Origin of the sequence: Rhizobium sp. NRK18 (assembly GCF_024385575.1) — a bacterium.
Lineage (GTDB): Bacteria > Pseudomonadota > Alphaproteobacteria > Rhizobiales > Rhizobiaceae > JANFMV01.
Genome location: NZ_JANFMV010000001.1, coordinates 1445779 through 1469509 on the forward strand (window position 1 = coordinate 1445779; position 23731 = coordinate 1469509).

The following is a 23731-nucleotide window of genomic DNA, read 5'->3' on the forward strand; positions in this document are numbered from 1 at the left end:
CGATGGCTGCCAGTACCGGACTGACCACGATCCACGAAGATGATATCGCCAAGCATCTGGCGGTCGCGCAAGGCATGGTGACGCGGCTCGTGATGATCGAGACCGGCGGTGCCGCGCCGTCGACACCGCTTGCCGGCACCGGTCGGCGCTTCGTTTCCACGGTCTCGACCGGAGGCATGCGGCGAACCCGCGAGGTCGAGCTGTCGAAGACCATTCAGTCGGTGAAGCCCGACGACCCGCTGATGTCGCCGGCCCAGCATACGCTGCTTTACAGGGCGCGGCGCGGACTGCAGGTGGCGCTGGCGGTGGCGGAGGTCTACGGCCGGCAGACCGCGCTCGAAGGCCTGATGGCGCGCAACATCTCGGCGCCGCTGCAGGGTGAGGAGGCGACGCATTTCAAGGCGCTGCTCGCCGCCCAGGCCTACGTCGCCGCCTTCACCTTCGCCGCCTATCTGGCGCAGACGCTGGCCGGAGAGGGCGAGCCGGTCAACGACACGCATGAGCCGGACTATCTGTTCGACACGCCGCAGGACGCGTTGAAAAGCATGATCTCGGGGCTCGACACCGCAATTGCCGGTGGCGCCGACGAGATGGCGATGACGGCGCGGGCGAGAGCGTTTGCGCGTGAGGCGATTGCCGGACTGATCGGCCGCAAGGCGCGCTTTACCGGCCTTTCCGCCTTCGAAGGCAATCACATCCGCATCGACCAGGACGATTTCACGCTCGACGGTTTCGATGTCGCGCCGGGACAGACGCGCAAGCCGCTGGTCATGACGTTCAAGAAGCCAAACGAGATCATCGGCAACCATATCGCGAAGTATCAGGCGATGAAGCTTGCCAAGATGCTGATGGCCTATGATTTCGACCGGCAGATGAACCCCTTCGTCGAGCTCGGCGGTTTTCTCTTCACATTCATCGGCGATGGCATGCCGGGCACCGGCAAGACCATCCTCATCCAGATGGTCGCGGGCCTCCTCAATGACTACTGCCAGGTGGCCGGTTATGCCTTCCACTACGAGAATTTCGGTGTCGACCAGATTTCGTCCTATCAGGGCAAGTCCGGCCAGAACTGCAAGGAGTTCATCAACAATGTGATGAACCCGCGGGCGATCGGCTTCGGCACGATCGACGACATCGATCAGGTGGCCGCGAAGCGCGCCGACGACCGGGCATCCGCTGGCCAGCAGGAGGTGACCGCCGTCTTGATGGAGAGCTTTGCCGGCGCGTCGACCGTGGTGCGCGGCAATTGCTCCTTCGGCATGTTTTCCAACTATCCGGAGAACGTCGACGATGCGCTGCGCCAGCGCGCCGGCGCCCGCTGGCTGGTCGATGGTCCGCAGACGGAAGATGATTATATCGACATCTTCGCGCTCCTGATCGGCAAGAACCACTCGATCCCGCTCGGCCAGCACGTGCTCTTTGCCGGACAGGAGATAAAAAAGGCCGTCTCCGAGGCCTATCAGGGCTATTCGCGCCCACAGGAGGAGGGGTTGGTGGCCGTGTGGGACCGCTTTACGCGAGACCACGGCGAGCCGAGGTCGCTGGCCGACATCGGCGCCTATCTGCACATGATCAAGGTCGCCGAGCCGCGCTTCACCGGCCGGGCGATCAAGAGTATCACCGATGCGATCAACATGCGGGCAATGGATGTCGACCTGCCGGACGAATGGTTCGCGACACCGGAAGCCTTCATGCACAAGAGCTACGACGAGAAGAAGGCGATGATCGAGGATCTGCGCGGGCCGATCACGCTTGAGATGATCCTGCAGGAGATCAACCGCTACGCCGACAGCGAATTCCGCTACACCGACAAGTCCGACGATGCCGCCGTTTCCGACATTGTCCGCCGCGAGCGTCAGCGGGAGAAGGCGGTGCGCGAGATCGAGACGATGAAACGGGAAGGGCGCTGGCAGGAATGAAACGCCTTCTCGAAGCCGAACTGATCTATGGCAGGCTGCTCGACATCGCCGAGCCGCACCTGATCGCGCGCTATAACAAGGCGCTGAAGGGTTTCGGGCTGCCGGAAACGAAGCTCGACCGGTTCTCGATAGACATGACCGGATTTTCGCCGGACGTGGCGGCAGAACTCGACGACTGGGACTATCTCGACCCGAAGAAGGTCAACCGCCGCTTCGTCATCATGACGCCGGATCAGGAGAATCTGCCGGTCGTCCATACGAGCTTTTCCAACACCGCCGGGCTGATGCACGAATTCTACCTCGCCAACCGGCGGGCGATCACGGCGGTGACGATCAAGGATGCGCTCTACGGCGAGATCGAGGATTCGGTTGCCGAGGTCAAAAGTCTCGAAGATTTGCTGTCGATCAACGAAGTCCGTTTCCGCGTGCTGTCGGCGGAGGATCTGCTCGGCAAGGCCGGCGAGTTGCGGGCGCTTGCCGACCGGCTGACGACGGTGCCGGACGCCTGGCGCGACGATGCGATGCTCAACCGCATGGTGGAGCTCGCCAAGTCGACCGGCGACATCCGTCAGAACGCGCTGGTGCCGGACAAGCTGGTGTTTCGCCACGAGAGCTTCTGGGCGGATCATTTCGGTGGCGTCTACATCTTTTCCGACGAGCGGACGATCACGGTGATCTGCGATCCGGATGCGCCGGGCTTCCGTCGCTCGCGGCCTTGGCAGGTCAGTTACATCTCCATCAACGATCATGCCCGCATCTACGAATTCCTGGCCCGCTCGGGCCGCATCGAGCTGCCGCGGGCGAGCTGGGTGGACGCATCGGGGCTCTACCGCCACCGCGCCGACATGGCCCTGCAGTCGCTGATCGCCAGGCTGGAGCCGCAGGCGGATTTCGAGCGGATCGATCCGATCTGGACGCAGACCTTCCTGCATCGAAACGCCGACGCCGTGATGGCGGAGGGGACCTATCCGTTTCTCGCGGGCATCCAGAAGACCATCGCGCAGACGGGCTCCATCCGGATGGATGAGGTGGCGCCTGAACGGCGCTTTTCGCTGTTGCGCGCCGACCCCGCACATCCGGACATGTGGCTCACCAACCGGCTGATCGCCCAGCTTGTGCCGCAGGATTTCGTGTCCCGCTTCGTCTTCGACAAGCAGGGCTTCTACCGGAGCTATGAGGATTTTCCCGAGAATTTCCGCGCGCATGTTGTGTCGGTGCTGACCGGCGCATATCTGAAAGACAAGAAAGCGTTCCGCAAGCGCCTCTACGGCATAGGAGACGACATCAATGCTTGATCCGATCATCGAATTCTTCGAGCGCGGCTTCCGTGCCATCGGCCGCGGATTCGGCATGCTCGTGGCGTGGATCGTCTGGCCGTTCATGGCGCTGACTGGCTGGTATCGCCGCCGCCACTGGCTGGTCAAGGGGCCGATCGGCGTCTTTCTCATCGTGCTGGTCGGTCTCTATGGTTATTTCATCTGGCAGACTCAGGTCTGGTCCGGTTTTAATCCAGACCTGGTCAAGAGCTATGATTTCGGATCTCGCACGCTGAGCGCCGGTGAGGCCGTCCCGGACAAGCCGGGGACCTGCGAGCCGTCGGCGGTCGTCAAGGTCGCCTCCGATCTTACCGATTTCAACGTCAACCAGAATGCCTGGATTTCGTCGATGCTGCTCTACAAGCTCGGCCTCTTCGGCATGGACTGGGACAACACGCCGTTCCTCGACAACAAGGCGTCCTTCCAGCGCGGTGTGAACCAGGTCGTCCGCCGGACGGCGATCGAGCTCGTCGATGCGCTCGGCCGCGTGCGCGGCACGTCGAGCATCAACAACGACCTGCAGCGGGCGCGGGGCAATATCCAGTTCGACGAATATACCTGGTATTTCGGCCTGCATCCGTTCGGGTTCAAGACGCCGACGCCGAGCTTCTATCGTCAAGCGATCAAGGATTTCGACAAGTTCAACAGCGATCTTGCATCCTGCAACGCGACCTTCGATACGCGCGCCGACAACCTGATCCAGCTCTTCGACCGCATGGCAAGCGACCTCGGCAGCACCTCGGACATTCTGCGCAAGCGCTCGGAAGACTATAATTCCGGCTGGTTCGATACCCGTGCCGACGACCGCTTCTGGTTCGCCTACGGGCAGCTCTACGCCCAGTATGCGGTGCTGTCGGCGGCCCGGTCGGATTTCGCGGATGTGGTCAAGGAACGCAATCTTGGCGCCATCTGGTCGCAGATGGATGCGCAGTTCGAAGGTGCACTGAAAATTCGTCCGGCGATCATTTCGAACGGCAGCGAGGCCGGCTGGATCATGCCGACGCATTTGGCGACGATGGGCTTCTATATCCTGAGAGTGCGTTCGAACCTCGTCGAACTCCGGTCGGTCCTCGACCGCTGACGGGTTGCGATAATTTTATGAAGAAAATCGTCGGCCCGCCCTGTGCTTTGGCGGGCCTGCAGCGGTCTCAGGCGGTTGCCAAGTTTTCGGTGCCATCGCCTACGAAGCCGATGGCGCGAAGCCGCTCGAAGAATTCATAGGTCACGCCGACCATCTCGCCCCGACCTTCCGGCGTTTCCCGGTACCGGCCGACGCAGCGGGCGAACTTGTAGTTCTGGTCGCTGCCTTTCAGGCGAAAGATGACGTGGAAGCTGTTCTTCTGCTCGATGCAGGTCTCGAGCGCCTGGACGACAAGGGTATAGTCGTCGGGATGGATCTTGCTGTTGGCCTCGACCAGGTTCATCGGACCTGTGGTGTATTCCATGCCGAACAGCGTGAAGATATCCTTCGTGGCGAAGAAATGCCCGCTTTCCAGATCCATCCGCCAGAAACCATAGAGCCGGTAGGCGGCGACGAGTTCCACGATTTCCTTGTCGGAAATACCGATATGGTCGCGGTCGGCGCTATTTGAACGCTCGTCTATATCTGTAAAACGCAATGGCACAAGCTGTTTCCTAATTTCACCACATATACGGGGCGGCTTCACCTTCGGATTTCAAGAGATTGAAAATCTCATTGAAAACCTTGGGCGTGGCGGAATTTTCTCGCAGTTCTCCTCCAACCGCGCGAAGGATACCCGCTGTCAAGATGCCTGAATATCCTTAAATCTTGCATTTCCTATGTAATTCTGCCGCGAGGCCGCCTTCCGGTTCCGTGCACCCAGTGCATCGTTTGTGCTACACTGTGGCCCGATTTCGTTCTTCGGTCCGGTTGCAAGGGAGAAAACGATGCTGAAACCAATGGACGATCTGCCCGACGGAATTATCGGGTTCGAGGCGCATGGAAAACTCAAGGCGCATGATTATGAGGCGGTTCTCATTCCGGCCGTGCTGACGGCTCTGGAAGACGGGAAGATGCGGTTCCTGTTCGTGCTGGCGGACGACTTTGCCGGCTTCGAACTCGGCGCCGTCTGGGACGATGCGGTATTTGGCCTGAGGCACTATTTCGATTTCGAGAAGATCGCGGTGGTGACCTCCAGTTCGGTGATGGCCGCCATCATTCATTCCGTCGCCTTCATGATCCCGGCGGAAACGCATGTCTTCAAGACGGAAAACCTCGACAAGGCGACGGCCTGGCTTGCCTATGACAAGGATTTCACCAGCAATAGCGAAACCCGCCACGCCGCTTTATGACGTCGAGGTGCAGGTGCGTTCTGTGGGCATCGTCGCTTGGCGGCCCAAGCACGGTGGTGAAGTCCAGGCAGGCTGCCTCGCGGACGGAGCGCTGAAAGGCGCCGTCGAAGGTGGAATCCTTGCCGCGCGGCTCCACAGAGAGTGTCTTTCCGCCTTCGAACTTGAACGTGGCGATGTCTATTGCATTGCCTCTGGCATGCTCGGACAGCTTTCCGGTCGCCGCGCTGTTGCGGTTGCGGCAGATATAGCTTGACGCTTGGCTGAGCGAGGTCAAGCGACCGGCCTTCGGAAAGGCCTTTTCGGACATGGGTATCACGGTGTCACGAGTCCAGTGGGCCAGCGCCAGCGCCGCCTCGCAGCGCAGTGTCGCCGCGGGCTCGATCTTGACGCCGGGCAGGATGGCGGTGACCTCAATGGGCTTGTCGATACCGCAGCCATTGCCATCGTCAATCCGTTCCTTTTCGGTAAAGGCGGCGCCGATGGCCTTCAGGTCGCTGATACAGGCGGCATAGGCGGCAGGATCCTCCTTTTCGACCGGAGGGGGCGGGGGCGACTTCGGGGTAGCCTGTTCGTCCGGCTTCGTCTCGTCGCTGGTCTTTTCCGCGTCGTCGGAATCGGACTTTTGCGCCTCCGCGTTCTTCTCGGTCGCGTCGTCCTTTTCGTTCGACTTCGGTTCGGCGGCTTCGCGTATAGGATTTTCCTCGGGAACTGGTCCGGTTTTCGGCAGGGCGGCCGAGATCAGCAGCAGCGTGGCAAGGGCCAGAAGTCCGGCCGTCAATGTCCTCAATGCGTCGTCTCCATGCTTCCGCCCGTGGGCGAGGGGCCCGCAACGGCATTCGGGCCGAAAGCGCCGTTGTTGCAAGGCTGCAACGCGCGAACGGCGCAAATGTTCAATTCCGATACGGCGTGCATAATTTGTTGACATAAAAACTCATGTTATTTATGTGGCGGAAATCGGGCACTTTTAGGTGCCTCATTTTCCTGCCCAGCCAGCCCGGCATATGACGATGCCTTAGCCAGCCCGGTCGATTTCGTCGAAAGGACTAGCTCAATGCCGCTTCGCCCCGCGCATTCCTCGATACTTGCGCTGTCTGCCATCCTTCTTGCCTCGTCGGCCTGCTTCGTCTTTGCCCAGGATGCGCAGAAGACCGAGGAGACGACGGAACTCGCCCCGATCGTTCTCAAGGGCAAGCGCGTGAAATCCGCGGTTGCCGACACGCCGCTCGCCAGCGAGACGACGCGTGAGGAGATTGCCAAGAAGGACGTCGACAATCTTGATGACCTCGGCAATACCACTGAGCCCGGCGTCAGCTTCGTCGGCGCGTCCGGCTCCGTCAACATCCGCGGGCTGGAAGAGGACCGGGTCCTGACGCTGATCGATGGCGTTCCGATCCCCTATGTGAGCGACCCGGTGCGCGGCTATGCGCTGGGTGGTTCGGACAGCTACGACTTCTCGTCGCTGTCTGCCGTCGATATTGTCCGCGGCGCGGATTCGTCGCGGGCGGGTTCGGGTGCACTCGGCGGCGCCGTGGTGCTGCGCACGCTGGAGCCGGAAGACCTGATCACCGATGGCAAGGACTGGGGTGCCGTCGCCAAGACCACCTATGACAGCTCCGACCGCTCCTTCAGCGGTTCGGTTGCCGGTGCCAAGCGCGTGGGCGATACTTCCGTGCTGTTCCAGGGCAGCTACAAGAAGGGACATGAGACCGAGACGAAGGGCGATGTCGGCGGTTATGGTTCGGCCCGCACCGAGGCGAACCCGGAGGATTTCGATCGCGAGAACGTCATGTTCAAGATCCGCCGCAAGCTCGAGGGCGGGCACACGATCGGGCTGACTGCCGAGCACTACAACTATGATTCGACGACCGATCTGCGCAACCAGCAAGGCTCGACCTATCGTCCGAACGATTACGACGATATCGACGACACGACCCGCACGCGCGTCTCGCTCGATTACCGGTTCCAATCTGAAAGCGCCGACAGCCTGATCGACAGTGCGTCAGCCACGCTCTACTGGCAGAAGCTGCAGAAATACGGCGGGGTGGAAGGCTATCGCCTGACCAATCCCATCGGCGACTACTGGCGCAAGAGCGATTATGACGACAAGTCGTTCGGCTTCACCGGCTGGGTGAAGGGTGGCTTCGAAACCGGCAGCCTGAGCCACGAGGTCACCGTCGGCGGCAACGCATCGCTCGCCAAGACGACGCAATATGAAACCGGCGAGAACGGCACTTGCACGGACATTCTCTACAATCCTTATTCACCGTGCAATTTCTATCACAACAACCAGGCCGACATGCCGGAAGTCTGGAGCACCAATCTGGGCATCTATGCCGACGACAAGATCACCTTCAGCGACAGCAATTTTTCGCTGACGCCGGGCCTGCGTTTCGACTGGTTCAATTACGATACGAAGGAAACGGCCGGGTACGAGAACAATGACGGCTATGACGGGCTGCCGGACGGAACCAGCGACTACCAGTTCTCGCCGAAGGTGAGAGCGTCCTGGCAGGTTCGGCCGGATGTCGAGCTTTATGCGCAATGGGCGGTCGGCTTCAAGGCGCCGAATGTTACGCAGATGTATCTCAACTACACCAATCCGGGCCGTTACCGGACGATCGGCAATCCGGATCTGGACCCGGAAACCAGCAACGGCTTCGAGATTGGCACCAACTTCGGCAATGAGGGCTTCGGCGGCCGGCTGGCCGGCTTCTACAACCGCTACCGCAATTTCATCGACAGCGAGACAACCATCACCGGTGACTTCCCGATGGGCAGCACCGAGTATTTCAATCGCAACCGTGTCCGCATCTATGGTGTCGAGGCGAACCTGCACAAGAGCTTCGACAACGGCATCAATCTCCATGGCGCGCTGAGCTACGCGTTCGGCGAGGACATCGATACGGGTGAGCGCCTGGCGTCGGTGCAGCCGCTGAAGGTGGTTGCCGGCATCGGCTATCAGCGGGAGGAATGGGGAACGGATCTGACCGTCATCGGCGTCAGCGGCGTTTCGGACAAGTCCACGGCCAATTTCAAGCCTGCCGGCTACGGCATCGTCAACCTGACCGGATGGTGGGAGCCCGCAAAGCTGAAGGGGCTGCGGGTGCAGGCCGGCGTCTACAACCTGTTCGACAAGGAGTATTACGATGCGCTGGAGGTCAAGGACGTGAACGTCACATCCGCTTCATCCAACCGTGCTTTCTATTCGGAACCGGGACGCACGTTCAAAGTTTCAATCACGAAGACCTTTTAAGCTTCAAGGTTTTAGCAGTTTCGGGGGCGGCATGCATCATGCCGCTCCCTATTTATTGAAAGCGGAAAAGCCGGTCTTGCTAAAGGCGGGGACACGCGCTAACAATTCGCCCCATGAACACGTCTTTGAACATCTGGAACTGGTGGTGGGCTCGCTGAGGCGGCCGCGACCAGTCGTGTCTTGAAGACGAAGACTTGTGAAGCCGCCCGGGATCCTTCAGGCGGCTTTTTTGCATTTTAGGCGCCTGATCACCCGGCCAGGGGAATGCTGGAGAGAAGAGAATGGTTACGATACTTCGCGAAGACGGCGCGGAAGTCTACGAGACTAAGGGTGGCATCACTATCACCCGGCAGAAGATCGAGAAGCCTTACGCCGACGCGATCTCCGATTACATCGACATGATGGACGAGCGTCGCGGCGCGGTTCTGTCGTCGAACTACGAGTATCCGGGCCGTTACACCCGTTGGGATACGGCGATCGTCGATCCGCCCGTCGGCGTCTCATGTTTCGGCCGCAAGATGTGGCTCGACGCCTACAACGAGCGCGGCGAGGTGCTCCTGACCCTGATCGGCGAAAAGCTTGCCGCTGTCGAAGACGTGATCATCGACCAGAGCACCGCCCGCCGCATCGACCTGACGGTCAAGGAACCGGACCGGGTCTTCACCGAGGAAGAGCGCTCGAAGATCCCGACCGTGTTCACCGTGCTGCGCGCGATCACGGACCTGTTCTTCTCCAAGGCCGACGACAATCTCGGTCTCTACGGCGCCTTCGGCTACGATCTCGCCTTCCAGTTCGACGCCATCAAGTTGAAGCTGGAGCGTTCGGGCGACCAGCGCGACATGGTGCTCTACCTGCCGGACGAAATCCTCGTCGTCGACAATTACTCGGCCAAGGCATGGGTGCAGCGCTACGACTTCGAAAAGGGCGATCTGACCACCTTCGGCAAGGCCGGCACGATCGCGCCGGAACCGTTCAGGATGACGGATACGATCCCGCCGCGCGGCGACCATCGTCCGGGCGAATATTCCGAACTGGTGGTCAAGGCTAAGGAAAGCTTCCAGAAGGGCGATCTCTTTGAGGTCGTTCCCGGCCAGAAGTTCATGGAGCGCTGCGAAAGCAAGCCGTCGGCGATCTCCCGCCGCCTGAAGGCGATCAATCCGTCGCCATACTCCTTCTTCATCAATCTCGGTAATCAGGAGTACCTGATCGGTGCCTCGCCGGAAATGTTCGTCAGGGTGTCCGGCCGGCGCATCGAAACCTGCCCGATTTCGGGTACGATCAAGCGCGGCGATGATCCGATCGCGGACTCGGAACAGATCCTCAAGCTCCTGAACTCCAAGAAGGACGAATCCGAGCTCACCATGTGCTCGGACGTCGACCGCAACGACAAGTCGCGCGTCTGCGAGCCGGGTTCTGTCAAGGTCATCGGCCGCCGGCAGATCGAGATGTATTCCCGCCTGATCCACACGGTCGATCACATCGAGGGCCGCCTGCGCGACGACATGGACGCCTTCGACGGCTTCCTGAGCCACGCCTGGGCGGTCACCGTCACCGGTGCGCCGAAGCTCTGGGCGATGCGCTTCATCGAGAACCACGAGAAGAGCCCGCGCGCATGGTACGGCGGGGCGATCGGCATGGTCGGCTTCAACGGCGACATGAACACCGGCCTGACGCTGCGCACGATCCGCATCAAGGACGGCATTGCCGAAGTGCGCGCCGGCGCGACGCTTTTGTTCGATTCCAATCCGCAGGAAGAAGAAGCCGAAACCGAACTGAAGGCATCCGCCATGCTCTCTGCCATCCGTGAAGCCAAGGTCGCCACCAACGCCAAGACGCAGCGCGATGTCGCCGCCGTCGGCAAGGGTGTCAACATCCTCCTGATCGACCACGAAGACAGCTTCGTGCATACGCTCGCCAATTATTTCCGCCAGACGGGCGCAACGGTCACGACCGTCAGAACGCCGGTGCCGGAAGAGGTGTTCGACCGCATGAAGCCGGACCTCGTAGTGCTGTCGCCTGGACCGGGCAGCCCGCAGGACTTCGACACCAAGGCGACGATCAAGAAGGCGCGGGCTCGCGACCTGCCGATCTTCGGGGTCTGCCTCGGCCTTCAGGCGCTTGCCGAAGCCTATGGCGGGCAGTTGCGCCAGCTGGCGATCCCGATGCACGGCAAGCCGTCGCGCATCCGCGTGCTCGATCCGGGGATCGTCTTCTCGGGCCTCGGCAAGGAGATCACGGTCGGCCGTTACCACTCGATCTTCGCCGATCCCGTCGCCCTGCCGGCCGAATTCATGATCACGGCGGAAAGCGAAGACGGCACGGTGATGGGAATCGAGCACACCAAGGAGCCGATCGCTGCCGTCCAGTTCCACCCGGAATCGATCATGACGCTCGGCCATGACGCCGGCATGCGGATGATAGAGAACGTGGTAACGCATCTGGCAAAGCGGGCGAAGATCAAGGCTGCCTGAGCCGCCCGATCGCTTCGAGCAGGAAAGGCGGCATCCATGGCCGCCTTTTTCTTTTGATAGCGCAATCTGCCGCTATGCTCTCCGGCGTTTGAATGCTATGCGGCGCGGGAGATCACGAAAGGAAGCCGGTCATGGCTGTCGAGCGCGAAAACCTGAAGCGGATCGCTTTCTGGGGCATCCCACTTGCCTTCTTCGTGATGGGTCTGAAGCTGCTTGCCTGGTGGGTGACGGGATCCGTCGCGCTGCTTTCGGATGCGCTGGAATCCACGGTCAACGTGATTGCTGCCTTCATCGCCTATTTCGTCGTCGTCTATGCGCAGAAGCCGGCCGACGAGGATCACCAGTTCGGTCACTACAAGGCGGAGTATCTCTCGGCGGTCGCCGAAGGGGTGATGATCGTGCTGGCGGCGCTGCTGATCGTCAACGAGGCGCTGCCGCATCTCAGCTCACCGGAATTGCCCGCCGCGCCGGCATTGGGCCTGGTGATCAATACGGGGGCTGCTGTCGTCAACGCCGCCTGGGCCTACCTCTTGATCCGTATCGGCAAGGCGCATCATTCTGCGGCGCTGACGGCGGATGGCCAGCATATTCTTTCGGACGTCATCACCTCCGGCGGCGTTCTTGTCGGGCTCGTCGCAGCCATCCTCACGGGCTACGCGATCCTCGATCCGCTGATGGCCATCCTGGTCGCCGTCAACATCCTCTATCAGGGCTGGAAGGTGATCTCCCACTCGGTGAGCGGCCTCATGGACAAGGCCGTGACGACGGACGAGGAGGCGGCGATCAAGCAGGCAATTTCGGACAATGCGAAGGGCGCCATCGGCGTCCACGATCTGCGCACCCGGCGCGCCGGCCCGGCGGTCTTCGTCGACTTCCACCTCGTCGTTTCCGGACAGATGCCGGTCGGCGAGGCGCACGACATCTGCGATCGGCTGGAAGATGCGATCCACAACGTGATCTCCGGCGCCAGCATCGCCATTCATGTGGAGCCGGAAGGGGAGAAGGCGCACGGCGTGCATGTGAATATCGGCCGGCGGCGCAGCCGCCAGGCAGCCGCCGGCTGACCGGGGCTTCCCTTCCGTGCCCGCCGGGTCTATGACACCGGCAATTTCCAGACCTAGAGGCCTACCCATGTCCAAGACCGATGTTTCCGGGCTGACGCAGCTCGGCCAGACCGTATCCACGCCGCAGACGCCGGAAGAGGCCGTTCTCGAACGGGTTCCGAACGGCAATGCCGGCACGCAATATGTCGTGCGCTTCACCGCGCCGGAATTCACCTCGCTTTGCCCGATGACGGGGCAGCCGGACTTCGCCCATATCGTCATCGACTATGTGCCTGGCAAATGGCTGGTGGAATCGAAGTCGCTGAAGCTGTTCCTCACCGCATTCCGCAACCATGGCGCTTTCCATGAGGATTGCTCTGTCTATATCGCCAAGCGTATTGTCGATCTCCTGGAGCCGGAATGGCTGAGGATCGGCGCCTACTGGTATCCGCGCGGCGGCATTCCGATCGACGTCTTCTGGCAGACCGGCGAGGCGCCGAAGGGGGTGTGGATTCCCGAGCAGGGCGTGCCGACCTATCGCGGGCGCGGCTGAGGGCAGTTGAAGACATAACTGGGGAGGCTGATCATGGCGAAGGCGCCAAGGCAGATGCGGCTCACCGAGACGCACCTCCGCCATGTCGCGCGCGAGATCGCCGACCCCGGTCCGCAGCTGATCGAAGGGTTTCGTACGGCCACCGATGCCGATTACGCCAGAGATGTCGAGGCAATTCTGGCCTCGCGGCCGGACGATGGCATCTGGCTGTTCGGCTATGGATCGCTGATCTGGAATCCGGAGACGGCCTATACCGAGAAGCGGCCGGCGACGGCGCTCGGCTGGCATCGGCGCTTCTGCCTCGGATGGGACTACCGCTATCGCGGCTGCCGGGAAACGCCTGGCGTGATGCTGGCGCTCGATCGCGGCGGGCAATGTCGTGGCATGGCCTACCGGTTGCCAGACGACGGGCTCGAGGCCGAACTGCACAAGCTCATCCGCCGCGAGGTCAGCATGGTGCCGTCCGCCTTTCCCTGGCGCTGGATCGACGTTGTGACCGAAGAGGGCAGGGTGCGGGCTCTGACATTCGCCATGAACCGCAAGAGCGGGCGCTATATCGTCTGCGAGGACGACGCAGCGCTTGCGGCCATTCTCGCCAAAGCCTGCGGCTTTCGCGGGTCGATGGCCGACTATGTCTTCAACACCGTCTCGCATCTCGAGCAGTTGGGCATTCGCGACCGGAACCTCTGGCGGCTGCAGTCGCTGATCGCCGACGAGATCGAACGGCGGCCCGACTTCCCGAAATCGGTCTGACCGGCCAATGAAAAACGGGGGCTTGAAGTCCCCGTTTCGCATATTTGAATCTGGTTGATCCGGCTTACGCCATCATCAAGGCGATGCCGCCAATGGCCGTTGCGCCACCGAGCAGGCGGGCGACGGTCTGGTAACGGCCGAGCAGCGTGCCGAGGCCGATACCGGCGGCGTGCAGCGCAATCGTCGAGGCGATGAAGCCAGCGGCAAACGGCAGCGCGCCGGCGCCGTGCATTTCGGTGCCATGGGCAAAGCCGTGGAACAGGGCGAAGACGGCAACGACGGCGGCGGAAGCGGCAGTCGGCATCTTCACCGCCATGGCGACGAGCAGGCCGAGGCCGATGACCGAGGCGAGGATCGCCGGCTCGACGAAGGGCAGGGCGACGCCGGAGATCGACAGCAGGAAGCCGAGCGCCATCGTCGAGACGAAGGCTGCGGGAACGATGAGCCTGGCGCGACCGCCGATCATCGATGCCCACAGGCCGACGGCGACCATGGCGAGGATGTGGTCGGCACCCGACAGCGGATGCTCGAGACCGGTCATCGCGGACAGGTGTTCGCTGCTGATATGCGCGAAGGCCGGCGCGACGGCAGCGGCGAGAATGGCGGCGGTGATGGAAATTCTTTTCAACATGATGTCCCTCGTTTTGGTCGACACGGCGCCCGAGAACCGGTCACGCCTGACCCCGTCATAATGAGATTCACAGCCTAGGGTAAGTCCTTCGGCGATGTCCATGCGCATTTTGCCGTAGACTATGGCGTTTGCGACGCTGAGACGGTGACAATCGGCGCTCCAATTAACCGCGATCAATGTCTTCACCCCATAACCTTTCCTTCACTGCGTGCTCGCCTTGCCTTTTTCATCCATTGTTTTACGACTGGAGTCGCATTATGTCCGTGACACAGAAATCAAGCATTGGGAGTTCGCGTATGCGCCTCGAAGACGAAGAAGACGACAAGAAGACCGCAGCGCCGCTTGGCAAGGATGCAGAAGCCAACCTGTTCAAGTCCCGCTCGATCTTCATCTATGGCGGCATCACGCAGGAATTGGCCAACAAGGTCTGCGCCCAGCTGGTGGCATTGGCCGCTGCCGGCGACGAAGACATCAAGATCTTCGTCAATTCGCCGGGCGGTCACGTGGAATCGGGTGATTCCATCCATGACATGATCAAGTTCATCAAGCCGAAGGTCTGGATGATCGGCACGGGCTGGGTGGCTTCCGCCGGCGCGCTGATCTATGTCGCCGCTCCGAAGGAGCGCCGCATCTGCCTGCCGAACACCCGCTTCCTGCTTCACCAACCGTCCGGCGGCACACGCGGCATGGCGTCCGACATCGAGATCCAGGCTCGCGAAATCATCAAGATGAACGAGCGGCTGAACAAGATCTTCGCCGAGGCCACCGGCCAGCCGGTCGAAAAGATCGCCAAGGATACAGACCGCGACTACTGGCTGTCTGCCGAAGAAGCCCAGTCCTATGGCCTGGTGTCGAAGATCATCACGTCGCAGGCCGAGATCGGCTGATCCTCGCGACATCCGGAATACGTCGAAGGGCCTCGCATGCGGGGCCCTTCGTGCATCAGCCTGTGCGTGCGGAAATCCGGAACCCCTCAATTCAAGGGGTCGTTCCCGGCTGGTCCATGATATAGGTTCTGGCAGAGCCTGGGTGTCGCCGCGTCTGCTGCAAGGATCGCGGGAGCCGGCCCGGGCCATGGGGACAGGATGGGGACAGACGACGAACGTGGCAGGCTGAGCGAGGGACAGAGGGCGGAAATCGTCACATCGCTCTATGACACTGCGCTTGACCCGTCGCTCCACTACGAGCGGCTGATCGACGTATGGGAAGAGAAGGTCGGGCCGATCCTGCGCCTTGACGGCGAGAAGGGCGGCGAATTTCTCGACACGTTTCTCGAGGATCATGCGCAACGGGCGGCCATGGTGCTCGACCGCACGCCGGCGGAGACCGTCGTCAACCCCTTGCACGCGCTCCTCAACTCGCTGCTGCCCACGGCGGCATTCGTCGTGGAGCCGGACGGCACGGTCAGACAGTCGAACGCTGCGGCGATTTCCGTGTTCGGGGTGAGGGGCGGTGATGCTGCCGATGCGCTTCCCTTCGATGCCGACGAAATCGAACTTTACCGCACGGAGGTGCAAAGCGTTGCCGGGCTGGCTGCCGGCAATCGGTATCTGCGTTGTCACCTTGGCGACGGCGGGCGTGTCGTCGTCTTCCGTCTCAGTCCGCTGGATCCGTCGCGCTACGGCGGCCAGTTCGTGCTGGCGATCTCGACGGAGCTTGCCTGGCCGGAAGCGTTGTCGATCATGATCAAGGATGCCTTCCAGCTGACGAGCGCTGAAATCGACATTGTGCGCGGGCTGGTCGAGGGCCAGACGATCGGGGCGCTGGCGGCGTCGCGGGAGCGTTCGCTGGAGACGATCCGCACGCAGGTCAAGTCGATCCTGAACAAGACCCGCACCAAGAGCCAGGCGGATCTCCTGCGCGTAACGCTGAACCTCATGGACATGGTCGGTGGCGATGGTGACCGGACGGCGGCCCGTGGGCTGGCGGTATCGGGCGCGGCAGGGCAACTCGCTCCGGTGCCGTTCCAGACGCTCTGGCGTCCCGACGGGCGTCGTGCGGACTACGTCGTCCTTGGCGATCCGGCTGGCCGGCCGATTATCTTCATGCCGATGAAATACGGCCTCATCCGCTGGCCGGCGGTGGCCGAAGCGCTCGCCAGGCGCAACGGTTACAAGGTCATCGTGCCGATCCGCCCGGGCTACGGTCACAGTTCGCCGGTGCCGCGGCGCGCGAGCCGGGTAGACGTGGTTTCGGACGACCTTCTGGCTCTGATGGACCATCTGGCGGTGGTGGCGGCGCCGGTCATCGCGCTCGGGCCGGACAGCTTCTTCGCCTATTCCTTCGCCCGCCGTCATCCCGGACGGCTGACGGCGATCCTGATCTGCGGTGGGGGATTTCCGACGCTCTCGCATATCCAGCTCGAACGGATGAGCAAATGGCACCGGTTCGTGCGCGCCAACGCGCGTTACGCGCCGAAGATTCTTCCCTTCCTGATCAAGGCCGGTTTTTCGCTGGCACGGCGGATCGGCAAGGCGGGCTTCGTACGGCTCGTCCATCAGAATTCGCCGAACGACCTTGCGCTTTGCGACACGCCGGAGATTTTCGAGGCACTGCTCACCGGCTCGGAGATTTCCTTCTCCGACTGGCACAGCGCGCACGAAGCCTTCGCGGAAGAGGTGATCCTGCAGCAGCAGGACTGGTCCGAACTGATGTCGGCATGCGACCTGCCGCAAATCGTCTTCATCGGCGGCGAGGATCCTTCCGCTCCGCCGGAAACGCTGGCCGAGATCAAGAAGGTCTTTCCAAAACTGCACTATGTCGAGGACCAGCATGCAGGCGAACTGATCTTCTTCAAGCGCTGGCGCGACGTGCTGGCGGAGGCGGTCCAGTATCTGCCTTCGTGATTGCTTGCGGTTATGCTTGCCTTTCCTTGCCGCAGCCCCTATAAGCCCAGTCATGACGACAGAACGCGCACAGATCATCAGCGAAGCCGGACGTGGCCGATATGGCCGCCCGTTCTTTTCGCGTGCGCTATCCTCGCTTCTTCTCCTCGGCCTTACTCGCGGTTGCCGGGTCCTTTGAGGGAGCGCCCGGCGGCCGATAAGCCCTGCCGGCAGAAGCTCTCCTCGAAAGCCAGATTTCCAGACCAATTGAACGGCAACACACGCCTTTTCCGTCGCCAAGAGAGCGACAATACGCTATAGGCCGCGTGACCTGCCGGGAGCGAAGAGAGAAGCAAGATGAACGTGAACGCATCCCCCGCCCAGACCGAAGCCCAGCCGGATGCCTCCGGCAAGAAGGGCATGCCGTCCGCCGGCGTGAAGTACCGTGCCTATCCGCAAATCGACATTCCGGATCGCACATGGCCGTCGAAATCGATCACCAAGGCGCCGATCTGGTGCTCGGTCGATCTGCGCGACGGCAACCAGTCGCTGGTCGATCCGATGGGACACGACCGCAAGGCGCGCATGTTCAGGCTGCTGCTCGACATGGGCTTTAAGGAAATCGAGATCGGTTTCCCGTCCGCCTCGCAGACCGATTTCGATTTCGCCCGCTGGTGCGTCGAGGAAGGCGGTGTGCCGGAAGACGTCTCGCTGCAGGTACTGGTTCAGTGCCGCCCGGAACTGATCACCCGCACCTTCGAGGCGCTGGAGGGCGCTCATCGTCCGATCGTCCACTTCTACAACTCGACGAGCGAGCTGCAGCGTCGCGTGGTGTTCGGCAAGGATGTCGCCGGCATCAAGCAGATTGCCGTCGATGCGGCGAAGATGATCACCGACATGGCCGAAAAGGCCGGCGGCGGCTTTCGCTTCGAATATTCTCCGGAAAGCTTTACCGGCACGGAGCTGGAAGTGGCGCTGGAGATTTCCAATGCCGTCATCGACATCATCCAGCCCACCGCCGACAACAAGCTGATCCTGAACCTGCCTTCGACCGTCGAGATGGCGACGCCGAACATCTATGCCGACCAGATCGAATGGATGTGCCGCAACATCAACAACCGCGAAAACGTCATCGTCTCGCTGCATCCGCACAACGACCGCGGTACCGGCATTGCGGCGACCGAACTGGGGCTGATGGCCGGTGCAGATCGCGTCGAGGGCACGCTGTTCGGCAATGGCGAGCGCACGGGCAATGTCGACGTCGTCACGCTGGCGCTGAACATGTTCACGCAGGGCGTCGATCCGGAGCTGGACTGCACCGATATCGAGCGCATCAAGGACGTCTACGAATATTCCAACCAGATGACGATCCCGGAACGGCATCCCTATGTCGGCGAACTGGTCTACACGGCATTCTCCGGCTCGCACCAGGATGCGATCAACAAGGGCATGAAGGCGATCAAGGTCGCCAACAAGCCGCTGTGGGAAGTGCCTTACCTGCCGATCGATCCGCAGGATGTCGGCCGCACCTACGAGGCGATCATCCGCATCAACTCGCAGTCGGGCAAGGGCGGTATCGCCTACATCCTGCAGCAGGACTACGGCATCAACCTGCCGCGCAACCTGCAGGTGGAGTTCCGCGAGGACATCCAGCGCATCACCGACGAAGAGGGCAAGGAGCTTCCTTCGAAGCGCATCTATGAACGCTTCATCGAGCGCTACGTCGACCAGCCGGAGGCGCGTCTGAAGTTCGTCGATCACCACACCTATGCCGATACGGCGGTGAAGGGCCGGCGCGTGGTCGCCGCCGAAATAACCGACCGTGGTGAAACGAAGCGGATCGAAGGATTTGGCAACGGCCCGATCGATGGGTTCATCAATGCGCTCTCGGCCTATCTCGGCATAGAGATGACGGTCGAGGACTATTCCGAGCACTCCCTGCAGCACGGCTCCAACGCGTCGGCCATCTGCTACATGGAAGTGTCCTATCCGGGCGGCAAGCTGTTCGGCGTCGGGGTCAATACCAACATCGTTGCCGCTTCGATGGAAGCGGTGGTCTCGGCTGCAAACCGGGTGCTGGCGCAACGCTGACCCTGACACGGTATCCGAGAGACCAGACCTGGAAAGGCCGTGCTGCAGAGCGCGGCCTTTTCTGCGTCCACGGCCGATAAGGTGGCAACGGACCTTGCTCAGGACTGGCCGGCTGCCGGCTGATCCTTGCATTTATACATTACAATAACCATATGTTCCCTATGGCGCCGGCGAGGAGATCGTGTCGTCTCGTACCGGGCAAAGCCCAAAGATGGCTGTCGGATGTCGAGCCAATCCGGCCTGAAGGCAGCCTTACGAGTTTTAAAACCTTCGATGACGTGCTTTTATGCAGGGCAGGGGATGGCAATTTGCGGCCAATCTTGCCGGGCACGTATCGCGGCGAACCGTCGCGGTGGACAGCAAGGCTTGATCTTCGGCGAAAATTGTATATTAATCGAGTGATTAAAAGAGAAAGAAAGGGGTTTGGCAGCTATGAAAAAGACACTCTCGGGGGCAATGGCCACGAGGCAGGCGCTCATTTCCACCTCTCTGAGCCTGTTTGGAGAGCATGGGTACGACGCCGTGTCAACGCGCCAGATCGCCGATCAGGCAGCGGCCAACATTGGCTCCATTGCCTATCACTTCGGTGGCAAGCCGGGTCTGCGGCTCGCCTGTGCCGAATACGTGGTGTCGACGATCATCGACGAAATGGGCGACGCCTTCAGCAAGACGCTGGCGCCCGAGATGACGCCGGACGCCGCCACCTTGATGCTCGAAGACATCCTGGCGACCTTCATCCGTTCGTCGACGGAACGGCCCGACGCTCTCGAAATCACGCGCTTCATCATGCGCGAGATGCTCCAGCCGGGCGAGGTGCTGGTCTATCTCGAAAGGGAACTGACCGGACCGCTGCATGAGCGCATGTGCCAGCTGCTGTCGATTGCGACGGGTGAGCGCGCCGATACCTGTGCCATGCGGGCGCTGGTCTTCACGCTGATCGGCCAGACCATGCATTTCAAGAACTGTCAGGCGGTGGTCCTGCACCAGATGGGCTGGTGCGAGTTCGGACCGAAACAGGCCGGAATGGTGATCGATACGCTGAAGGACAATCTCCGCGCGATCATCGCCTATCATCGCGCCGGCAAGGCGATGTCGCCGCAGAAGCATTTGGAGCTTCTCGACACCTGATCAACACGCGGCGCCGGGTATCCCGGCGTCAGAAGTCCTTGCGCATATCCAATGCGATGCTTTCGCCGTCCTCCGTCAGCGCATGCCGCTCGAGCGACAGGTTCCAGTTTCCGGGCTCTCCCGAAATTTCGAACAGATTATACGCGGCCGGCGGCTTCTTCCCGCCCGGACCTTGCGATGCCGATGCGATCCCCACCACCGGAATGTCGCCTTTCGACGTCTTTATCCAGTTGATCGTGTCGAGATGCGTGTGGCCGTGCAGAACGAGTTCGGCGCCGCCGACCGAGACCGCCGCCTTGAAGCGACGAATGCCGAACATGCGCTTGTGGCTGGCGGCCGCGCCACGGATCGGCGGGTGGTGGATCATCACCACCCGGAACAAGCCTTCGTCTCCCGCCTGCTTCAACAGCCTTGCCGTCTCGCGCGCCTGTCCGGGGCCGAAATAGCCTGTCGCGGAAAAGGGCGGGGTGGCGATGGATGTCGAGCAGCCGATCAGGGCGATCGGGCCGCGCCGGCGGATATAGGGAAAGGGCTGATCCGGCTCGACGCCGGAAATCGCGCCGTCATCGCCGGTTAGGTACGGCTTCCAGGCCGCGATCGCCTTCTTGATCGAGCCGCGGACATAGGCGTCGTGATTGCCCGGCACGACGGACACATCCTTCGGATTGCCGACGGTATCGAGCCAGCGTGCCACGGCGCGGACTTCGAAACCGGTGCCGAGGTTGACCAGATCGCCGGTAATTGCCAGATGGTCGGGCGCCTGCTTTTCGATATCCTCGAGGATCATGTCGAGGGCATTGGTGAACATGTGCTTGCGCCGGTTGCGATGCCAGTTGATGAAGCCGGTGATGCGTTTCGACAGGAGTTCGCCTATGGTCAGCCGAGGCAGGGGGCCGAGATGGACGTCGGAGATATGGGCAAGTTTGAACATGGCAAGAGGCATAAGCATGCGGGGGGCCTGGGGCAAGTAAAATGAACCCGGAAAGAACATCCCGCATGCGGCGGATCGGCGAGAAGGTCCTCCTGCGCGCCTTGCACGTCTACTACTTCCTGGTGCGCGGCATGACGCTCGGCGTCAGGGGAGCGTGCTTCGACGAGGCGGGCCGGATCTTCCTCGTGCGCCACACCTATGTCAGCGGCTGGCATTTGCCGGGCGGGGGCGTCGAGCGCGACGAGACGGCCCATGCGGCGTTGACGAAGGAGCTCAAGGAGGAGGGGAACCTCGAAATGCTCGAGGCGCCGCAACTGGTCCAGGCATACTTCAATACCGTGACGACGCGGCGCGACCATGTGCTGCTCTACCGGGTTCGCGTGAGACAGAGTGCGCCGCGCCTGCCGGATCGCGAAATCGCCGAGGCCGGATTTTTTGCCTTGGACGGATTGCCTGACGGTGTGACGCCGGCAACCCGTCGGCGGCTGGCGGAACTGGCCGGCGAGATTTCTCCCGCCGAGCACTGGTAGAGGTCGGGTCTCAGCCTTTGACGAGCGCTGCGCGATCGTGCGGGGCGTCGAGATCAAGGGCCGGGCCGACGGGGACGATGCCGGTCGGGTTGATCATCGTGTGGCTGCGGTAATAGTGCTGCTTGATGTGGTCGAAGTTGACCGTCTCCTTGACGCCCGGCGTCTGGTAGAGATCGCGAAGGTAGCCGCTCAGATGCGGATAGTCGGCGATCCGGCGGATATTGCACTTGAAGTGGCCGACATAGACCGGATCGAAGCGCACCAGCGTGGTGAAGAGCCGCCAGTCGGCCTCCGTCAGCCGGTTTCCGACGAGGTAGCGGCTGCTCGCCAGCTTCTCTTCCAGGAAATCAAGCGTCTCGAACAGTTTCGCGACATTCTCCTCATAGGCTTCCTGGGTCGTCGCGAAGCCGGCCTTGTAGACGCCGTTGTTGACGGTGTCATAGACCCGGTCGTTGATCGCGTCGATCTCTTCCCTCAACGCCTCCGGATAATAGTCGTCGGTGTTGCCGGTCAGGCCGTTGAAGGCCGAGTTGAACATGCGGATGATCTCGGCGGATTCGTTCGAGACGATGGTTTCCTTCTCTTTGTCCCACAGGACCGGCACGGTGACGCGGCCGGAATAGTGCGGATCGGCTTTGGTGTAGACCTGCCAGAGCTTGGTGGAGCCATGAAGGTGATCTTCCGTCGCGCCCTCATGGCCGCCGAACTCCCAGCCGTTGCTGAGCATCAGCGGATTGACGACCGAAACGCCGATCAGGTCTTCCAGCCCCTTGAGCTTGCGGAAAATCAGCGTGCGGTGAGCCCAGGGACAGGCATAGGAGACGTAAAGGTGGTAGCGGTCGGCCTCGGCCTTGAAGCCGGCGTCCCCGGACGGGCCTGCCTCGCCGCTGGCCGTCACGTAATTGCGAAAGCGCGATGCGGAGCGCTTGAAGTGCCCCTTGGTTTCCTTGGTGTCGTACCAGACGTCGTGCCAGGTGCCGTCGATCAGCTTGCCCATATCCGGTGTCTCCCGTTTGTTTTCGTGTTCGTGATGTCACGTTTATACTTAGTGACCATGACGGGAAGATCGAGACAAAAAAGGTGAACAATGCGTTTTGTGTTGGACGCAATGAAAATTTCCTGATATCCGCCTTTCACCTCAACTCGGGACACATGTGACCATGACTGCCGTACGGAACCTGCGACGACGCCGATGACCTTCACGCGCTTTTGCCAGCGCGTTCGAACCGCTCATCTGTTTGTCTTTCCGGTTTCCGTTCCCACATGAAAAAGCACGATCTCGTCTACCTCACCGAGGATCCGTCGCACGACGACGTCATCGAAGTCATCAACGAAGAAGCTTTCGGCCCTGGCCGGTTCACGCGCGCTGCCGCCCGCATTCGCGAGCAGGGGCCGCACACGCGTTCGCTCTCCTATGTCTGCGAGGACAATGGCGAGGTGATTGCCTCCGTGCGGATGACGCCGGTGAATGCCGGGTCGGTCAAGGGCCATCTGCTCGGACCGCTTGCCGTTCGCCCGTCGCACAAGAACATCGGCATCGGCCGCGAACTGGTTCGGATTGCGGTTGCGGCCGCCAGAAGGGCCGGCTCGGAGGCCGTCATCCTCGTCGGCGATCCGCCCTATTACGGGCCTCTGGGGTTCGAGAAAGTCGCTTATGGCGCGCTGGAATTCCCGGGCCCGGTCGATCCGGGCCGCGTGCTGGTCGTGCCGATCGCCGCCGATACCCATGAGCGGCTGCACGGCGTGATCGGCTGGCGCGGTGAAATCCGGCAGGCCTTGACGGCCTGATTCAGCTTTTGCGCCAAACGGCTTGAAATATCAGGCCTTCCGTAGAAGGGACGGTCCGATGGTCGCTTCGCGTTCGGAGTCAAGCGTCGCGACCAAGCGCCTGGATAGGAATCGCTTTTCGTCTCCCGCTGCCGGAAATCGGTTTGCGGCGGCCGGCCCGGAAATGCCTTGGCGGTGATGAGCCTT

Annotated in this window: 20 protein-coding genes; 15 read left to right on the forward strand and 5 right to left on the reverse strand. The window is 61.6% G+C overall.

The genetic code is table 11. The features are described 5' to 3' along the window. Positions 1–2 precede the first annotated feature (2 nt). From NN662_RS06660 to NN662_RS06670, 3 genes are read left to right on the forward strand one after another with little or no spacing between them, the layout of a single operon-like run. Positions 3–1919, forward strand: a complete 1917-nt coding sequence (locus NN662_RS06660; RefSeq protein ID WP_261929517.1) for an ATP-binding protein — start codon at positions 3–5, stop codon at positions 1917–1919. Further along, a complete protein-coding gene (locus tag NN662_RS06665; RefSeq protein WP_261929518.1) occupies positions 1916–3214 on the forward strand; it encodes a DUF6638 family protein in 1299 nt (432 codons plus the stop codon). The genes NN662_RS06660 and NN662_RS06665 overlap by 4 nt, the downstream gene beginning before the upstream one ends. Continuing rightward, positions 3207–4316, forward strand: a complete 1110-nt coding sequence (locus tag NN662_RS06670) for a DUF2333 family protein (RefSeq protein ID WP_261929519.1) — start codon at positions 3207–3209, stop codon at positions 4314–4316. Before NN662_RS06665 ends, NN662_RS06670 begins: the two co-directional genes overlap by 8 nt. Positions 4317–4383: 67 nt before the next feature. Here the strand turns inward: NN662_RS06670 and NN662_RS06675 are convergent, their stop codons facing one another. Next, a complete protein-coding gene (locus NN662_RS06675) occupies positions 4384–4854 on the reverse strand; it encodes a PAS domain-containing protein (protein WP_261929520.1) in 471 nt (156 codons plus the stop codon). Between the two features lie 289 nt (positions 4855–5143). On the opposite strand from NN662_RS06675, the gene NN662_RS06680 reads away from it, so the two are divergent. Beyond that, positions 5144–5548 (forward strand): STAS/SEC14 domain-containing protein, encoded by a 405-nt coding sequence (locus tag NN662_RS06680; RefSeq protein ID WP_261929521.1) that lies wholly within the window; start codon positions 5144–5146, stop codon positions 5546–5548. Here the strand turns inward: NN662_RS06680 and NN662_RS06685 are convergent. Next, a complete protein-coding gene (locus NN662_RS06685) occupies positions 5511–6335 on the reverse strand; it encodes an extensin family protein (RefSeq protein ID WP_261929522.1) in 825 nt (274 codons plus the stop codon). The two genes, NN662_RS06680 and NN662_RS06685, sit on opposite strands and share 38 nt — an antisense overlap. Positions 6336–6599: 264 nt before the next feature. Between NN662_RS06685 and NN662_RS06690 the strand changes: the two genes are divergently transcribed. From NN662_RS06690 to NN662_RS06710, 5 genes are all read left to right on the forward strand, one after another. Then, entirely contained in the window at positions 6600–8801 is a 2202-nt protein-coding gene (locus tag NN662_RS06690; protein ID WP_261929523.1) for a TonB-dependent hemoglobin/transferrin/lactoferrin family receptor, read from the forward strand. 281 nt (positions 8802–9082) lie between these two features. Continuing rightward, positions 9083–11272, forward strand: coding sequence for an anthranilate synthase (locus NN662_RS06695; RefSeq protein ID WP_261929524.1), 2190 nt, complete (start codon positions 9083–9085; stop codon positions 11270–11272). 131 nt (positions 11273–11403) lie between these two features. Continuing rightward, on the forward strand, positions 11404–12336 hold the full coding sequence (locus tag NN662_RS06700; RefSeq protein WP_261929525.1) for a cation diffusion facilitator family transporter: 933 nt from the start codon (positions 11404–11406) through the stop codon (positions 12334–12336). Positions 12337–12403: 67 nt separating this feature from the next. Further along, positions 12404–12868 carry a preQ(1) synthase gene (gene queF / locus NN662_RS06705; protein ID WP_261929526.1) on the forward strand — a complete coding sequence of 155 codons (465 nt, stop codon included), beginning with the start codon at positions 12404–12406 and terminating at the stop codon, positions 12866–12868. Positions 12869–12901: 33 nt separating this feature from the next. Next, complete coding sequence (locus NN662_RS06710) at positions 12902–13621, forward strand: gamma-glutamylcyclotransferase (RefSeq protein ID WP_261929527.1); 720 nt, start codon at positions 12902–12904, stop codon at positions 13619–13621. A 64-nt stretch (positions 13622–13685) separates the two neighbouring features. Here the strand turns inward: NN662_RS06710 and NN662_RS06715 are convergent, their stop codons facing one another. Then, positions 13686–14252 carry a HupE/UreJ family protein gene (locus NN662_RS06715; protein ID WP_261929528.1) on the reverse strand — a complete coding sequence of 189 codons (567 nt, stop codon included), beginning with the start codon at positions 14250–14252 and terminating at the stop codon, positions 13686–13688. Between the two features lie 296 nt (positions 14253–14548). Between NN662_RS06715 and NN662_RS06720 the strand changes: the two genes are divergently transcribed. The 4 genes from NN662_RS06720 (at position 14549) to NN662_RS06735 (ending at position 20296) form a co-directional block, all read left to right on the forward strand. Beyond that, the gene (locus NN662_RS06720; protein ID WP_261929529.1) at positions 14549–15139 is read left to right on the forward strand and encodes an ATP-dependent Clp protease proteolytic subunit; all 591 of its coding nucleotides are present in this window, start codon (positions 14549–14551) and stop codon (positions 15137–15139) included. Positions 15140–15337: 198 nt separating this feature from the next. Then, on the forward strand, positions 15338–17098 hold the full coding sequence (locus NN662_RS06725; RefSeq protein ID WP_261929530.1) for an alpha/beta fold hydrolase: 1761 nt from the start codon (positions 15338–15340) through the stop codon (positions 17096–17098). A gap of 336 nt (positions 17099–17434) precedes the next feature. After that, entirely contained in the window at positions 17435–19168 is a 1734-nt protein-coding gene (gene leuA / locus NN662_RS06730) for a 2-isopropylmalate synthase (protein WP_261929531.1), read from the forward strand. Between the two features lie 432 nt (positions 19169–19600). Continuing rightward, positions 19601–20296, forward strand: coding sequence for a CerR family C-terminal domain-containing protein (locus NN662_RS06735; RefSeq protein WP_261929532.1), 696 nt, complete (start codon positions 19601–19603; stop codon positions 20294–20296). 28 nt (positions 20297–20324) lie between these two features. Here NN662_RS06735 and NN662_RS06740 read toward each other — a convergent pair whose 3' ends face one another. Beyond that, positions 20325–21227: a metallophosphoesterase family protein gene (locus NN662_RS06740; RefSeq protein ID WP_261931882.1), complete on the reverse strand. Its 903-nt coding sequence runs from the start codon at positions 21225–21227 to the stop codon at positions 20325–20327. A gap of 41 nt (positions 21228–21268) precedes the next feature. Here NN662_RS06740 and NN662_RS06745 point away from each other — a divergent pair, with 41 nt between their 5' ends. Further along, positions 21269–21757, forward strand: coding sequence for an NUDIX domain-containing protein (locus NN662_RS06745; RefSeq protein WP_261929533.1), 489 nt, complete (start codon positions 21269–21271; stop codon positions 21755–21757). Positions 21758–21767: 10 nt separating this feature from the next. Here NN662_RS06745 and NN662_RS06750 read toward each other — a convergent pair whose 3' ends face one another. Then, a complete protein-coding gene (locus NN662_RS06750; RefSeq protein ID WP_261929534.1) occupies positions 21768–22754 on the reverse strand; it encodes a glutathione S-transferase family protein in 987 nt (328 codons plus the stop codon). Positions 22755–23020: 266 nt separating this feature from the next. Here NN662_RS06750 and NN662_RS06755 point away from each other — a divergent pair, with 266 nt between their 5' ends. Beyond that, positions 23021–23545 (forward strand): GNAT family N-acetyltransferase, encoded by a 525-nt coding sequence (locus tag NN662_RS06755; protein WP_261929535.1) that lies wholly within the window; start codon positions 23021–23023, stop codon positions 23543–23545. The last annotated feature ends 186 nt before the right edge of the window (positions 23546–23731 follow it).